14 protein-coding genes are annotated in these 14,086 nt (G+C 58.2%); 3 read left to right on the forward strand and 11 right to left on the reverse strand.

Translation table 11 applies throughout. The annotated features are described in order from the left end of the window. From JWS10_RS00120 to JWS10_RS00130, 3 genes are all read left to right on the forward strand, one after another. Window positions 1-834: DmsC/YnfH family molybdoenzyme membrane anchor subunit (locus JWS10_RS00120; RefSeq protein ID WP_299503628.1), on the forward strand; the 834-nt coding region annotated here is incomplete at its 5' end. A gap of 8 nt (window positions 835-842) precedes the next feature. Next, complete coding sequence (locus tag JWS10_RS00125; protein WP_299503630.1) at window positions 843-1,715, forward strand: choline/ethanolamine kinase family protein; 873 nt, start codon at window positions 843-845, stop codon at window positions 1,713-1,715. Window positions 1,716-1,722: 7 nt separating this feature from the next. Then, window positions 1,723-4,164: an FAD-dependent oxidoreductase gene (locus JWS10_RS00130; protein ID WP_299503632.1), complete on the forward strand. Its 2,442-nt coding sequence runs from the start codon at window positions 1,723-1,725 to the stop codon at window positions 4,162-4,164. A 42-nt stretch (window positions 4,165-4,206) separates the two neighbouring features. Here the strand turns inward: JWS10_RS00130 and JWS10_RS00135 are convergent, their stop codons facing one another. The 11 genes from JWS10_RS00135 to JWS10_RS00185 form a co-directional block, all read right to left on the reverse strand. Beyond that, window positions 4,207-4,521, reverse strand: a complete 315-nt coding sequence (locus JWS10_RS00135) for an L-rhamnose mutarotase (RefSeq protein ID WP_299503634.1) — start codon at window positions 4,519-4,521, stop codon at window positions 4,207-4,209. Continuing rightward, window positions 4,522-5,334, reverse strand: coding sequence for a sugar phosphate isomerase/epimerase (locus tag JWS10_RS00140; protein WP_299503636.1), 813 nt, complete (start codon window positions 5,332-5,334; stop codon window positions 4,522-4,524). It abuts the gene before it with no gap. 1 nt (window position 5,335) lies between these two features. Further along, on the reverse strand, window positions 5,336-6,385 hold the full coding sequence (locus JWS10_RS00145; RefSeq protein ID WP_299503638.1) for a Gfo/Idh/MocA family oxidoreductase: 1,050 nt from the start codon (window positions 6,383-6,385) through the stop codon (window positions 5,336-5,338). Between the two features lies 1 nt (window position 6,386). After that, window positions 6,387-7,112: a FadR/GntR family transcriptional regulator gene (locus JWS10_RS00150; RefSeq protein WP_299503640.1), complete on the reverse strand. Its 726-nt coding sequence runs from the start codon at window positions 7,110-7,112 to the stop codon at window positions 6,387-6,389. Beyond that, window positions 7,109-8,068: an ABC transporter permease gene (locus JWS10_RS00155; RefSeq protein WP_299503642.1), complete on the reverse strand. Its 960-nt coding sequence runs from the start codon at window positions 8,066-8,068 to the stop codon at window positions 7,109-7,111. Before JWS10_RS00155 ends, JWS10_RS00150 begins: the two co-directional genes overlap by 4 nt. Continuing rightward, window positions 8,065-9,081: an ABC transporter permease gene (locus JWS10_RS00160; protein WP_299479429.1), complete on the reverse strand. Its 1,017-nt coding sequence runs from the start codon at window positions 9,079-9,081 to the stop codon at window positions 8,065-8,067. Before JWS10_RS00160 ends, JWS10_RS00155 begins: the two co-directional genes overlap by 4 nt. Then, window positions 9,081-10,586: a sugar ABC transporter ATP-binding protein gene (locus JWS10_RS00165; protein WP_299503644.1), complete on the reverse strand. Its 1,506-nt coding sequence runs from the start codon at window positions 10,584-10,586 to the stop codon at window positions 9,081-9,083. The genes JWS10_RS00160 and JWS10_RS00165 overlap by 1 nt, the downstream gene beginning before the upstream one ends. Before the next feature lie 56 nt (window positions 10,587-10,642). Continuing rightward, window positions 10,643-11,683: a rhamnose ABC transporter substrate-binding protein gene (locus tag JWS10_RS00170; RefSeq protein WP_299503646.1), complete on the reverse strand. Its 1,041-nt coding sequence runs from the start codon at window positions 11,681-11,683 to the stop codon at window positions 10,643-10,645. 83 nt (window positions 11,684-11,766) lie between these two features. Next, window positions 11,767-12,720, reverse strand: a complete 954-nt coding sequence (locus JWS10_RS00175) for a C-terminal binding protein (RefSeq protein WP_299503648.1) — start codon at window positions 12,718-12,720, stop codon at window positions 11,767-11,769. Next, on the reverse strand, window positions 12,717-13,481 hold the full coding sequence (locus JWS10_RS00180; protein WP_299503649.1) for an acetoacetate decarboxylase: 765 nt from the start codon (window positions 13,479-13,481) through the stop codon (window positions 12,717-12,719). Before JWS10_RS00180 ends, JWS10_RS00175 begins: the two co-directional genes overlap by 4 nt. Beyond that, window positions 13,478-14,086: enolase C-terminal domain-like protein (locus JWS10_RS00185; protein WP_299503650.1), on the reverse strand; the 609-nt coding region annotated here is incomplete at its 5' end. The genes JWS10_RS00185 and JWS10_RS00180, both read right to left, overlap by 4 nt.

The following is a 14,086-nucleotide window of genomic DNA, read 5'->3' on the forward strand; positions in this document are numbered from 1 at the left end:
CTATCGGGTGCCGGATTTGGGCTATTGTTTTATCTTGGCTTGGGGTTGGTGCATCCCTTCGGATGGCTTGCATTCTGTTGGTGGGGCTTGGGCTATTGCCTTGCAGTGATTGGGCTTTTGGCGTCAACCTTCCATTTGGGCAATCCGAAACGTGCTTGGCGCGCGTTCTCGCAATGGCGCACAAGTTGGTTAAGCCGCGAAGCTTGGGTATCCGTCGCAGCATTGGTTTTACTGGCTCCAGTGGCGATTTCCGATTGGCTAGGTTTAGGCTGGCCGCGTCAAATTGGCTGGCTTGGCGGAGCTTTGGCGCTGGCAACGGTGTTTACCACGTCGATGATCTACGCGCAGATTAAAGCCGTGCCGCGCTGGCATCATTGGTTAACGCCAGCGATGTTCTTAACCTTTGCGCTGGCGGGGGGCGCGATTTTGGCGGGTCAAATCTACGCGCCGGTGCTGCTCGCCGCGCTGGTTTTGCTGCTGTTGGCGATTTGGGCTGTCGGCGACGGCCAGTTCGCGCGGGCGGCGCAAACTTTGGGCACCGCGACCGGGCTTGATCGGATCGGCGAGGTGACGGTATTTGAGCAGGCGCATACGGCGGGGAATTACCTGCTGCGCGAGATGATTTTCGTCGTTGGGCGCAAGCACGCGCAGAAATTGCGGGCGATTGCATTGGCACTAACGGCGGTGATACCTGCGATCTTTCTGGCAATCTCGGGGCAAATCTGGGCTTTTGTGCTGGCCGCAGTTTGCCATTTGATCGGCGCACTGGCCGCGCGCTGGTTATTCTTTGCGCAAGCCGAGCATGTGGTAGGGTTGTTTTACGGCAAACGATAGGGGATGCGATGACTCCGCTGCAAAGGGTGCAAAATCTTCCGATTTGGCGGGGTGCCGTGCGGGTTCAGCCTTTGGGTGGCGGCATCACCAACGAGAACTTCGTTGCGGAAGATGACACACAAAAGGTTGTGGTGCGGATCGGCGATGACATCCCTTTGCACCAGATTTTGCGCTTTAACGAGCTTTCCGCCAGCCGAGCAGCGCATGCAGCGGGCGTCTCGCCCCCGGTGATTTACCACGAGCCCGGAAAGTTGGTGATCGGATTCATCGAAGGCCGCACCATGACGGCGGCCGATTTCGCCGATGATGAGGTTCTGGATATGGCGTTGGCCCTAGTGGTCGCTGCGCACCGGGAAATTCCGCGGTATTTGCGCGGGCCGGCATTGGCGTTTTGGGTTTTTCACGTGCTGCGAGACTATGCAGCGACGTTGCGCGATGCAAATTCGGGCTATGTCGCGCAACTGCCAGAATTGCTGCGTCAAGCGTCGCAGCTTGAAGCCGCCGTCGGCCAAATTGATCTGGTCTTTGGGCATAATGATCTGCTTCCAGCGAATTTTCTGCATGACGGCAATCGAATGTGGCTGATCGACTGGGATTACGCTGGTTTCAATTCGCCATTGTTCGATCTGGGCGGGTTGGCTGCGAATAACGCGCTGACCGAGAACCAAGAGACGCGGATGTTAGCGGGGTATTTTCAGCGCGCGCCGAATAGCGAAATATGGCGTAAATACAAAGCGATGAAGGCAGCCGCGGCGTTGCGCGAGATGCTGTGGAGCATGGTGTCTGAGATTTATTCTGAGATTGATTTCGACTTTGCAAACTATACTGCGCGCAATCTTTTCACCTATCAGGCGGCGTTTGCCGCCTTTGAGAACTGCTGAGGATAACATGGCTAACCTTCCCTCTACCGCGCGTGCTGTCATCATTGGTGGTGGCATTATTGGCTGCTCGACGGCGTATCACATGGGGAAATTGGGCTGGACCGACACGGTTCTGCTGGAGCGCAAGAAACTGACCTCCGGCACCACCTTTCACGCGGCGGGTCTGGTGGGACAGTTAAGGACCTCGGCTAACATCACGCAATTGCTGGGTTATTCCGTTGAGTTGTACAAGCGTCTCGAAGCGGAAACCGGGTTGCAGACCGGTTGGAAAATGAACGGCGGCTTGCGTTTGGCCTGCAATGCCGAGCGTTGGACGGAAGTGAAGCGGCAGGCGACGACAGCAAAATCCTTCGGTCTTGAAATGCACCTGCTGACCCCGCGAGAGGCGCAGGATTTGTGGCCGTTAATGACGATTGATGACCTCGTCGGTGCTGCTTACCTGCCCACCGACGGACAGGCGAACCCGTCCGATATCACGCAATCTCTGGCGAAAGGCGCGCGGATGGCGGGGGTAAAGATATTTGAAGACACGCCTGTAACGCGCGTGATCGTCGAAGATGGCCGTATACGCGGGGTCGAAACGCCATCTGGGGTGATTGAATGTGAGAAGGTTATTTGCTGCGCGGGGCAGTGGACGCGGGTTTTGGCGGGGTCGGTTGGGGTCAATGTGCCGCTGGTTTCGGTTGAACATCAGTACATGATTACCGAACGAATTGAAGGTGTTACATCGGGGCTGCCAGCGCTACGCGACCCGGATCGGCGGACATATTGGAAGGAAGAAGTCGGCGGTTTGGTCTGGGGCGGTTATGAGCCGAACCCAAAACCGTGGGCGGTAAACGGCATCCCGGATGGGTTTCATTTCGACCTGCTGACATCAGATTACGATCACTACGGCCAGTTCATGGAGGACGCGATCGCGCGCGTGCCTGCCTTGGCAACTGCGGGCGTTAAGCAGCTTTTAAACGGGCCGGAGAGTTTTACGCCGGATGGCAATTTCATTCTTGGCGAAGCGCCGGAGCTGAAAAATTTCTATGTGGGCGCAGGGTTTAACGCTTTCGGCATCGCTTCGGGCGGCGGTGCTGGCATGGCTTTGGCGGAATGGGCGACCAAGGGCGAGGCACCATTTGATCTTTGGCCGGTGGATATTAGGCGCTTTGGACAGGTGCATCAATCGACCGATTGGGTGCGAACGCGGACGTTGGAGGCTTATGGCAAACACTACACGATCGCATGGCCATCTGAAGAAATGCAGTCGGCGCGGCCAACGCGGCGTTCGGCTTTGTATGGACATCTGAAAACGGCAGGGGCGTGTTTCGGTGAGAAACTGGGATGGGAGCGGCCAAATTGGTTCGCGGATCTGGCAGTTGGAGAGGTGCCGGTAGATCGCTATTCGTACCAGCGGCCGGGCTGGTGGGCGCAAGTGAAACGCGAGCATCAAGCGTGTCGCGAAGCCTGCGTGTTAATCGACCAGTCCTCGTTTGCGAAATTCATTTTGAAGGGGCCAGAAGCAGCTAAGGCTCTGAACTATATAGCAGCGGGGAACGTTGATCGGGCCGTGGGTTCGCTGACCTACACGCAGTTGCTGAACGCGCGCGGTGGTATCGAGGCAGATGTAACGGTGGCGCGGACGGCTTTGGACGAGTTTTACATTGTCACGGGCACTGGCTTTGCAACGCATGATTTCGACTGGATTTCGAGAAATCTGACGGATAATTGTCAGTTGCTGGATGTGACCTCTGGATCTGCGGTGCTGTCGCTGATGGGGCCGGAGGCGCGCGAGATTTTGGCGCGGGTCTGCTCGGATGATCTGAGCAATGCGGGCTTTGGGTTTGGAATTGCACGCCGCATTTCGGTCGCGAACTGTCCGGTTTTGGCGCTGCGGGTAACTTACGTTGGCGAACTGGGGTGGGAATTGCACATGCCGACCGACGTGGCTGTGACGGTTTATGAAGCGCTGATCGCTGCGGGGTCGGGGCTGGGCTTGGTTAACGCAGGCTACCGGGCGATCGAAACTTTGCGGTTGGAGAAAGGTTATCGGTCGTGGGGTGCCGATATTGGGCCGGATCATACGCCGGTCGAGGCGGGATTGATCTGGGCCTGCAAGATGAAGTCGGGTGTGGATTTCATCGGGCGCGGGGCGCTTGTAGAGCAGCTTTCGGGCGGCGTGAGGAAGCGTTTGGCCGGATTTACGGTTGAAGATCCGGGGGTGATTTTGCTCGGGCGGGAAACAATCTACCGCGATGGCGAGCGGGTGGGGTGGCTGTCTTCTGGTGGATTTGGCCATACGATTGGCAAGCCCATCGGTTATGGATATGTGCGCCGCGAGGCGGTTAATGACGCGTTTATGATGAGCGGAAACTATGAATTGGAAGTGGCGTCCGAGCGGGTTGCGGCCAAGCTGCATTTGGGGCCGCTTTATGATCCGAGCGGTGCGCGGATCAAGGCATAGCAGCGGGTTTTGGTTCGTCGCAGTATTTTTGGCGCGTTAAGTCTAGGCCATAAAGAACTGTTTTGGCAGCAAATACGGGTATTGCGTGGTTGGGTCGATTTCGATCTTCGTAATCGGTGCCATCCATTCGCCCCAGCGTTTATCGGTCTCTGAGCTGCGGAGACTGGCTTTGGTTGCCTCCAAATCGTCGGTTTCAAAGAAGCCGAACAGCGTTAGCCCGTGGCGGAAGATGTTGTAGTTTCGGATGCCCGCTTCGCGCAAAGCTTGCAGCATTTCCGGCCAGATTTCATCGTGGCGTTTGAGGTATTCGACCTCATATCCGGGGCGGACTTCCAGCACCCAAGCGTATCCAGCCATTCAGTTGCCTTTCCAGTTTTGGAAACAATCGCGCATCAGGATCGTTTCGGTAAGAACGTCTTCGGTGAGGGTGTTCATGTAGTCCTGATGCACGGCTTCGAGTGCCAGATGACCGTGGTAACCCGCGTCACGCAGAGTGGCGAACATAGCGGGGAAGTTCAGCGTGCCTTGGGCAAATTTGGCTTGCAGATGGCCCATTTTGGCTTGGCGGAGGTGGACATGAACGGCGTGTTTTGCCAGCGGGTCTATCTCGTCCTGACGATAGCCGAGGCAGGCGAAGTGACTGTAATCTAAAGCTAATCCGATGCCGGTTTGGTCAATAAGTCGTTGCACGATCGCGGGGCTTTCGGCCCAGCTTTGCACATGCGGTTCGATGCAAAGTTTCGCTTTGTGATGCGAGGCGACTTCCAGCAGGGCTTTGATGGATTGTGCCGAAATTTCCGCCGCCTGATCACGCGATTGGCCGGGGTTGATGATGCCCGGCAGGATAAATACCGAGGCGATATTGGCGGCATCGGCAAAGGTAAGGACAGCCTCGATATCCTGCGCATTCTGCGTGATTGTGCCGGGGAGGGAGAGGTTTTGGCCGGTGATGCCTTCGCCAAACTGATGGTAGTAGTTGGGCACAGTGATGTTCAAGGCGCGGATTTTCTCGGCTACGGCGAGCGGGTCGGACAGGATTTCGGCGCGGTTCAGGCCCGAGCGATAATGCAAGCCGACGTCCAGAGCATTGATGCCCAAGGCTTTGGAAATGCTCACACATTCGTTCAAGTTGCAGGCGGGAAACGACCATGCGGTAAGGGAAAGTTTCATGTTAACCTTCTATCTGGACAGCCGCACCAGAAGCGGCGGAGGCATACATTGCGGCGATGGCTTCGGTGACACGGGCGCCGTTTTCCCCATTGGCGGGGTTGCCGACCGGCTTGCCAGCGCACAGTGCCGCGAAATGTGTGACAGGCAAGGTGCCGTCATAATCGGCCTCATTCGGGGCCATCTCGTAGGTTTCATTGCTGCCATCAAGGCGCGATAATTCTAGGCGCGCGCGGCCTGCTTCGCAGTCGAACCAGATCACGCCTTCGGTGCCATAAATCCGCACATCGGTGTGCATTCCGCGGTGTTTTGGCACCGTAGAGGCACCCGAAAGCGCCACTGTCGCGCCGTTTGTGCAGCGGCCAACGGCGGCATCGTAGTAATCAACACCGGTCTTGGATTTACCATCAATGCAGTAAATCGACTGGAACTTCACATCGGCGACGTAGCAAAGCCAGGCGAGCGAGTGGCTCATCTGGCCCCAAGCATAGCCTCCCGCTTTGGCCGGATCGGACCACGTCGAGGCAGGCGGGCGAAAGAGGTGATTTGCGGTTTCCAGCATCGGTTCGCCCGCCATCAAATCATCCAAAGCGCTGCCCATTTGACAGGCGGCGTGACGGATTTCACCGATTTTTCCTTGTTTGACCCAAGCGGCGGCCTGCGCGGTATAGCGGGTATAATTGAGGCCGGTGGAGATCAAAACCTCTCGGTTCGCGGCAATTCCTGCGGCGGCAATGGCGCGACCATCGGCGGCTGTTGTGGCCATCGGTTTTTCGACCAGTACATGCGCGCCAGCTTGCAGGGCGGCAATCGCGGGGCGGGTATGTGCGACATGCGGGGTCGAAACGATCACGCCGTCGAGGCGTTCGGCGTTAATCATTTCGGTCACATCGGTGTAGCGGGCAGCTATGCCAAACTGATCGCCGACCTGCGCCAAGCGGGAAACGTCAAGATCACAGATCGCGATTGTATCAACGTCTTCTGAGGCTTGCAGGGCGGGAATGTGATTGAAGCAGGCCCACCAGCCGATGCCGACAACTCCGATTTTAGCCATGTTAAGCTTCCTGTGCAGCAGATTGAATGGTGGATTGATAAACGTTTTGCATATGCGTTTCGGCTGCCGCCGCTGCCGCCGCAGGGTCGCGGGCCTTTAGCGCATCGAGCAGGCGGCGGTGATCTTGCAGCGATTGGTCGAGTATATCTGGGCGTTCCGAGGCGCGTTTGCGGAACTCCAAACCGATCACATTCAGCGTCTCACCGATGCGTTTCAGGAATGCGTTGCCGGAGCCGATCCAGATGATTTCGTGAAAGTCGAAGTCGGATTTGCGGAAGGCAATCGCGTCGCCGATGGTGTCATGCTGGGCGTTCAGCACGGCTTCGAGCCGCGCCAAATCGGCGTCAGTGATGTTGACGGCGGCGCGGCGGGCGACGTCGGACTCGATCAGACTGCGTGCATCGTACAGCTCGCGGATGTTCATTTGCTCGAGCGAAAGGTAAAACTGGATTGGACCGAGCAGCGCGTCGGGGCCAAGATCGCTGATGTAAGCGCCGCCGCCCTGACGCGATTTCACCACGCCGAGCACCGCCAAACCGCGCATCGCCTCGCGCACCGAGGGGCGGGAGACGTCCAGCGAAACGGCCAGATCGCGCTCGGGTGGCAGGGCGTCTCCGGCCTTCAGCACGCCGGATTTAACCATGTCGAGGATGCGTCGGACGACCATCTCGGCGACGGACTCACGTTGAATCGGCGTGTCAAATTCGATGCGGACAGGGTCGGTCATGGTGCAGCCTCGGGCTTGAGTGACCTAGGGGTGGGGAGTTTGATGCGCGGGATCACTACAGATGCGATCAGCAGCAGGCCGATCACTCCAGTTTGGATATGCCCGGTAATGCTGAGCAGTGCCATGCCGTTGCGCAGGTTTAGCACGATCAGGATCGAAAGCAGGGTGCCAACAAGCGTGCCTCTGCCGCCGAATATGCTGACGCCGCCAAGCAGAACGATGGTGATGACGTCGAGTTCAAAGCCGCTGGCGACGTCGCCGCGCACGGCACCGACGCGGGCGGCGTAGAGCAATCCGGCGAAGGCGGCGGCGAGGCCGGACATGGTAAATATCACCATTTTATGCCGTGCCGTGTCGATGCCTGCGAAATCGGCGACGTCTCGGTTTGAGCCGATGACATAGGTTTTGCGACCAAAGCCGGAGCGTTCCAGCAGCACATAAAGCAGCAAAAACAGGAGGATAAAAGCGATCAGCGCGAAGGGGACGGGGCCGATCAAGCCGCGTTGGCCTAAGGCTGCGAACCAATCCGGGAAGCTTCCGATGCCGCGATCTTCGAGCATCACCCGGGCCAAACCGCGAAAGCCGATTAGGGTTGCAAGAGTGACGACGAGGCTCGGCAATCCGAGGCGAGCGACGAACCAGCCGTTGAAAAGGCCGCCCGCGATGCCGATGATGAGGCAGATCACGATGACCAGCGGGGCGGGCACGCCCATTTGGTAAAGATAGCCGAATGTGCAGCCCGAAAGCCCCATCATCGAGCCGACAGAGAGGTCAATTTCGGCGTTGATGATCACGAAAGTCATCACCAAAGCGAGGATGATCTTTTCGATGGAAAGCTGGAATAGGTTGATTTGGTTGGATATTCCAAGGAAGTCTGGCGCGGCTATCGCGTTGAACGTGAAGATTACCACGAGGCAGGAAAACAGGAAACCTTCCCAACTGAACAGACGGCTCATTTCGCAGCCTCCTTGGATTTTTTGGCGCGGAGTTTGGTGAGGCGGCGTGAAAGGATGGTGTCGGTGGCGACGGCGAGCAGGATCAGCGCGCCGAGGACGGCTTCGCGCCAGAATTCGCTGACCACGGCCCAGCGCACGAGGCTGGTCTCTAACAAATCAACGAGGATCGCGCCGAGGAATGCGCCGATCACCGAGCCTGATCCGCCGAAGATATTAACGCCGCCGACCACTGCGGAAGCGACGGATTTGAGTTCAAATCCTAGGCCCGCGACCACGGTGATGGTGCCAAAACGGGCGAGAAACATGAAGCCCGCGAGGCCCGCCATTAACCCTGATAACGCGAAGGCGGCGAGCACGACACGTTTGGCGTCGATGCCCGCCATGTCGGCGGCTTCGGGGTTGGAGCCGACCGCGAACAACGTGCGGGCGGGGCGTAGCTGTGTCAGGCAGAGGTGGACGATGATCACCACAACCAGGCTGGCGGTGAAGCCTGCACGAAATTCCATCGCGCCGATGGAGAACACCGGCATGTTGGGGAAATCGGTGAGCCATGCGGGCAGGCTGTTGGTGGTGATGGATTTTGCGTCGGAATATTCGACGAGAAATGAGCGGTAGAGCGCCATGGTGGCGAGGGTGACGATGATCGAGGGCACCCGGGCGTAGGCGACCAAAAGCCCGTTGACGGTGCCGAATGCTGTGCCAACTAGCGCGGAGTAAAGCAGCAATAGCAATGGGTTAAGCTCGGGGTGGTTGGTGATGATCGAGCCTGTGGCGAAGGCGGTGAAGCCTACCATGGAGCCTACCGAAAGGTCGATATTGCGGGTCAGGATCACCAGAGTTTGCCCGGTCGCGATTAGCGCCATGATGGCGACAGAGGACGAAATCCGATTGAACAGGCGGCCATTTAGGTAGCCTTCGATCTGGCTGGCAAAGAAAATAACCACGATAGCAAGCACCGCCAGCAGCGCGAGGATGCGCAAAGCGGCGGGGGAGAGGCGGGAGAGCAGGGACATCAGGCGGCGTCCTTTTGTCCGGTGGCAAGCGCCATTATGGATTCTTGGCTGGCATCGGCGTGGTTAATGATCGCCATCTGACGGCCCTCACGCATCACGAGGATACGGTCGCCGAGGGCCAGAACCTCGGGCAGATCGGAGGAGATCACCAAAGCCGTGCCGCCCGCAGCGGTGAAAGCGCGGATCAGGGCGTGGACTTCGGCCTTGGCACCGACGTCAATGCCGCGGGTGGGCTCGTCAACGATCAAGAGGTCAGGGTGCATGTTCAGCCACTTCGCCAGCATCACCTTTTGCTGGTTGCCGCCTGACAAATTGCCCACCGCAATATCGGTGTTGGGGGTGCGGATGTTTAGCTTTTGTTTGTATTCCCAAGCAGTTGCAATCTCGGCTCTGGTGTTGATCAGGCCCATCGGCGTCAGGTATTTCTGCAAGGTCGCAAGGCTGATATTCCAGCGGATCGGCAGCGCCATCGCCAGCCCCATCTTGCGGCGATCTTCCGAGACATAGGCAATGCCCGCGTCGATGGCCTGACGCGAGGAGGTGATTTTCAGCGTGTGGCCTTTGTAAGTGACGGTTCCGGCGCTGGTTTTCAGCATACCAAACAGCGCCAAAGCCACGTCGGTGCGGCGGGCACCGATCAGGCCGGCCATCGCGAGAATCTCGCCGCGTTTGATGTCGAAAGAGATGTTCTCAAACACGCCATCAACGCTAAGTCCTTGTAACGAAAGCAATATTTCAGAAGTGGCTGTTGAGGGCATCTTGGTAAAATAGTTGCCAACCTCGCGACCCACCATTTCGGCAATCAGGGTTTGTGGGTCGGTGTCAGCGATCAGTTTGGTTGAGATATGCTTGCCGTCGCGGATCACCGAAACCCGGTCGGCGAGCTGGAAAACCTCCTCCAAACGGTGCGAAATATAGACCACCGAGACGCCATCATCGGCCAAAGCGCGGGCGATGCGGCGGAGTTCGGATGCTTCATGGGCAGAAAGACTGGCGGTGGGTTCGTCCATTATAAGCACGCGGACGTCTTGTGAAAGCGCGCGAGCGATCTCGACGGCTTGCTGTTCGGCGAGCGAAAGGCCCGAGGCAATGCGATCGACATTCAGCGTCATGCCGATGCGGGCGATTAATTCACGGGCGGCGCGACGCATGGCGGGACGGTTGAGAAATAGGCCGGATGTCGCCGAGATAAATATGTTTTCGCTGACATCCAAATCGGGGAAAACCATTGGTTCTTGGTAAATCGCAGCGATACCGCGCAGGCGTGCAGATTTTGAGCCGTTTAGAACCGCAGGCGCGCCGTCAACTTCGAGCACGCCGGAGGAAGGTTGGTGAATCCCCGTCATAATCTTGATCACGGTGGATTTGCCCGCACCATTTTCGCCGACGATTGCATGAACTTCGCCGGGAAAAAGCTCCAGCGTCATGTCGGTCAAGGCTGCCGTCATCCCGAAATTTTTCGAGACGCCACGCAAAGCCAAGGTGGGGGCAGGGTTTAGGGTCATGTCACCAATCCGTCGGAAATTGCGCGGCCGGGGTGCCCCGGCCGCGCGGAAAAGCCTTATTTCGCGGCGGCTTCGACGTTGTCTTTGTTGTAAACGGTGAACGGCCCCATCAAAATGCGCTTGGCACCTTCGCGGCCCGGATCAGCCTCAATGGTGAAATCGCCCATGCGGCCAGCGGCGAAAGTCTCGCCGATTTCGCCTTTAAGTTGGCCAGTCGCCAGACCGTAAGCGGTGAAATAGGTGAGGTAGCCGAGATCGCGGAAGTCCCACAGCGCGAATTGCGGCGCGCAACCGTTCATCGTGTAGCTGAGCATTTCGGATGGCAGGCCAAGGCCGGACACTTTAACTTTGTCGCACAAACCCTCGTCCTGCATAGCTTTTGCGGAAGCCTGGATGCCAACGGTGGTTGGCGACATGATCAGGCCGAGGTCAGGATACTTGTCCACCAAAGCCAGCGCACGGTTGTACGAAACCTCGGCTTGGTCATCGCCGTAAACCACATCGACCAGCTCAATGCCTGCGTATTTCGGATCGGCGGCAAGCGCCTTCTTCATCGAGTCGATCCAAGCGTTTTGGTTGGAGGCATCCGGTGTCGCGGACAGCACGGCCATTTTGCCTTTGCCGCCAAGGATATCCATCGCCATATCGGCCATCACGGTGCCGATTGAGCCGAAATCGACCTGCGCCACAAACACGCTTTCGCCTTTGCCATTGGGGATCGGGCTATCCCAAGTCACGACTTTGGTACCGGCCGCTTGGGCCGCTTCGGCGGCTGGCACGATTTGGTCGCCCGCGTTGTTCGACAGCATCACCGCGCCCTGTTTTTGGGTGCCAGCGGTGGTCATAATCTCGATTTGACCAGCGGTGGAATTTTCTGGGGTTGGGCCGGTGAATTCCAGTTTGCCGGGGTTGGCGAGTTCTTTATGGGCCTCTTGCGCGCCTTCATTGGCTTGGTCGAACACTAAAATGCCAAGGAATTTCGGCAGCAAAACCATGTTGGTTTCTTTGCCGGGCTCTAGTTTGATGGTGTCGGCATAGGCGAAATTGGCGGTCGACAGCATCATCGCGGCGGCTGCGCCGAGTAGAACGTGTTTCATATTAATCCTCCCAGATTGGTTGGCACGAACCCCGTGCCGGGTTATTTTCCCTTGGTTGCCCGAGGTTTAGACTAGAAGCATGGTTAGCGTGGAACAGGTTTGCGCGGGTCTTGACCAGCAAGCGCGCGGGTAATGTCTTGGGCCACCAGAAATTGCAGCTGATGGATCGCGGCCTCGGAATACCAAGCGGCGTGTGGGGTCAGCAGCAAATTGGGGGCTTTGCGAAGGGGATTGTCGGGCTGCAACGGCTCGACATGGAACACATCGAGGGCGGCGGCGGCGATGGTTCCAGCGGTCAGCGCCTCGGCCAAATCGGATTCGTTAATCAGCTGACCGCGCGCGGAATTAACCAGCATCGCGTGTGGTTGCATGGTTTTCAGCCGAGCTGCGTTGAAATATTCGGTTGTCTCAGCCGTGGCGGGGGCGTGCAAGCTGATGATATCGGCCTCACGCAGCAGGGTTTCGGGGCTGACTTTGCGCACGTCCATCTCCGTCGCTTGCGCATCGGTCAGGCCGGGGTCGGCGGCAAGAAATTGGAATCCGAAGCCTTTGAGGCGGGTATGAACAGCGCGACCAATGTTGCCGAGGCCGAAGAAACCGAAGTTGGTTTTGTTGAAGGGTTTCATTGGCTTGGCGATTTTCACCGCCGCCCACTCGCCCGCGCGCACCGACTGATCCATCGGCACCAATTTACGCAACAAGGTTAATGCGGCGGCGGCGGTGTGGTCGGCAACCTCATCGGCGCAATAATCGGGGACGTAGCCGACCTTCAACCCGTGCTCGGCGCAGGCGGCGAGGTCAATGTTATTGTAGCCGACGCCGTAGCGGATCACGGTTGCACCGGGCTTGATGGCTGCTGCTGCTGCGGGGCCGAAGCTCGCGAATTGCACCACTGCAACGTCTGCTCCGGCAACGGCGCTGGCGACTTCCTCAGCCGATTTGCATTGATAAGAGGCAAAATTTGCCCCGGCGGCCTGCGCTGCGGCGGTTTCTTGGTCTAAAGCGGGAAAGGTGAAATCTGTGACGACAACTTTCATGGCGCAACCTTTAGGTAGTCGTGAATGATCTCGCCGGGGACGAGGGTGAAATCGGCGCGCCAGTAAAAGCCTTGCAAAGGCTCCAGCACCGGCAGGCGGAAGATCGGCACCTGTGCATTGGCGCGCAACTCGACGGTGCAGGGGCCTTCCCAACATTCATGTACCACCACGTCAGACAGGCGGCGCGAGGTGAGTTGACGGATGGCAGGCGTGCCGTCGATATGGTCAATCGCCTTCAGGTTAAGGTTGGTGGCGAAATCGAAATACGGCTTCAGGCGGGCCGGGTCGCAGGCGTGTTGTTTGTAGGGCAGGGTGGCGGTAAGCACGTCGATGCCGTTACGCTCCACGGTGGCTACAAACAGATCGCCGCGCGCCTCAAGTGTCGGTTTTCCAAGCTTTTTCGGCTGACCGTGGATCTCGCGGCCATGCGTCACGCCGACGTCGGACGACAGCACCAGATAGGGCGAGTAGGCACCTTGGCAGGTGCCGAAAGATGCGCCGAACATCACGTTTGCCTCGGCGTAGGGGCCAAGCCAATCGGTGTCATTCATCTTGTAGATATGGCAGCAGGCTATGTCGCCTTCGGGGTGCAAAGGTGGCGGCAACAGGAACGCCATCGCCGCCGGATCAGTGCGCCAGTACACAGTCAGAATTTCGGCGTTGCGAAAGCGGAACGGAAACGGCGGGATCATCGGCGCATCCCACGGGGTGGAAAAGCCGCCTATGCGGATGTCGTCTTCGGTGGGGGGCGTGAGTATCATCGCATCGCAATCCGGCGCACGACGTCTTCTTGCACCTCAATACCCAAGCCGGGGCCGTGTAGCGGATAGGCCCAACCGTCTTTGTGCCAGATTTTCTCGGCGAGAAGTTCATCTTGCACGATTACAGGAAAGGGTTTGAATTCAAACACTTCGGTGTTGGGTGATGCCAAAGAAAGATGCAGAGAAGCCGCCGTCGTTATGCCGGTTGACCACGCGTGGGCGTTAACGGTTTTGCCGTATTGTGTGGCCAGAGCATCGACGCGGCGGAAGCCGGTGATGCCTTCGACCCGCGCGGGATCGACGCCGTAGACGTCCACCGCTTGCACAAATTCCATCTGGCGGCGGTAACCTGCTTCGGTGAACTCACGCTCTCCCGAGGCGATCCGCACGGATGTATTGGCGCGGAGCTTGCGATATCCGGCGTCGTCGGTCACATACAGCGGCTCCTCATACCAGCCGATGCCCAGATCGTGCATCCGGTTGGCGACACTGATGGCGGTGTCTACGTCCCAACGGACGCCGTTGCCGATATCGACCAAGATGCCCGCATCGGGGCCGAGCGCGGAGCGTAACGCCTTGATAAAGCTGACATCCACATCGGGATC

It is taken from the genome of Cypionkella sp. (assembly GCF_028290025.1).
Taxonomy (GTDB): Bacteria; Pseudomonadota; Alphaproteobacteria; order Rhodobacterales; family Rhodobacteraceae; genus Cypionkella.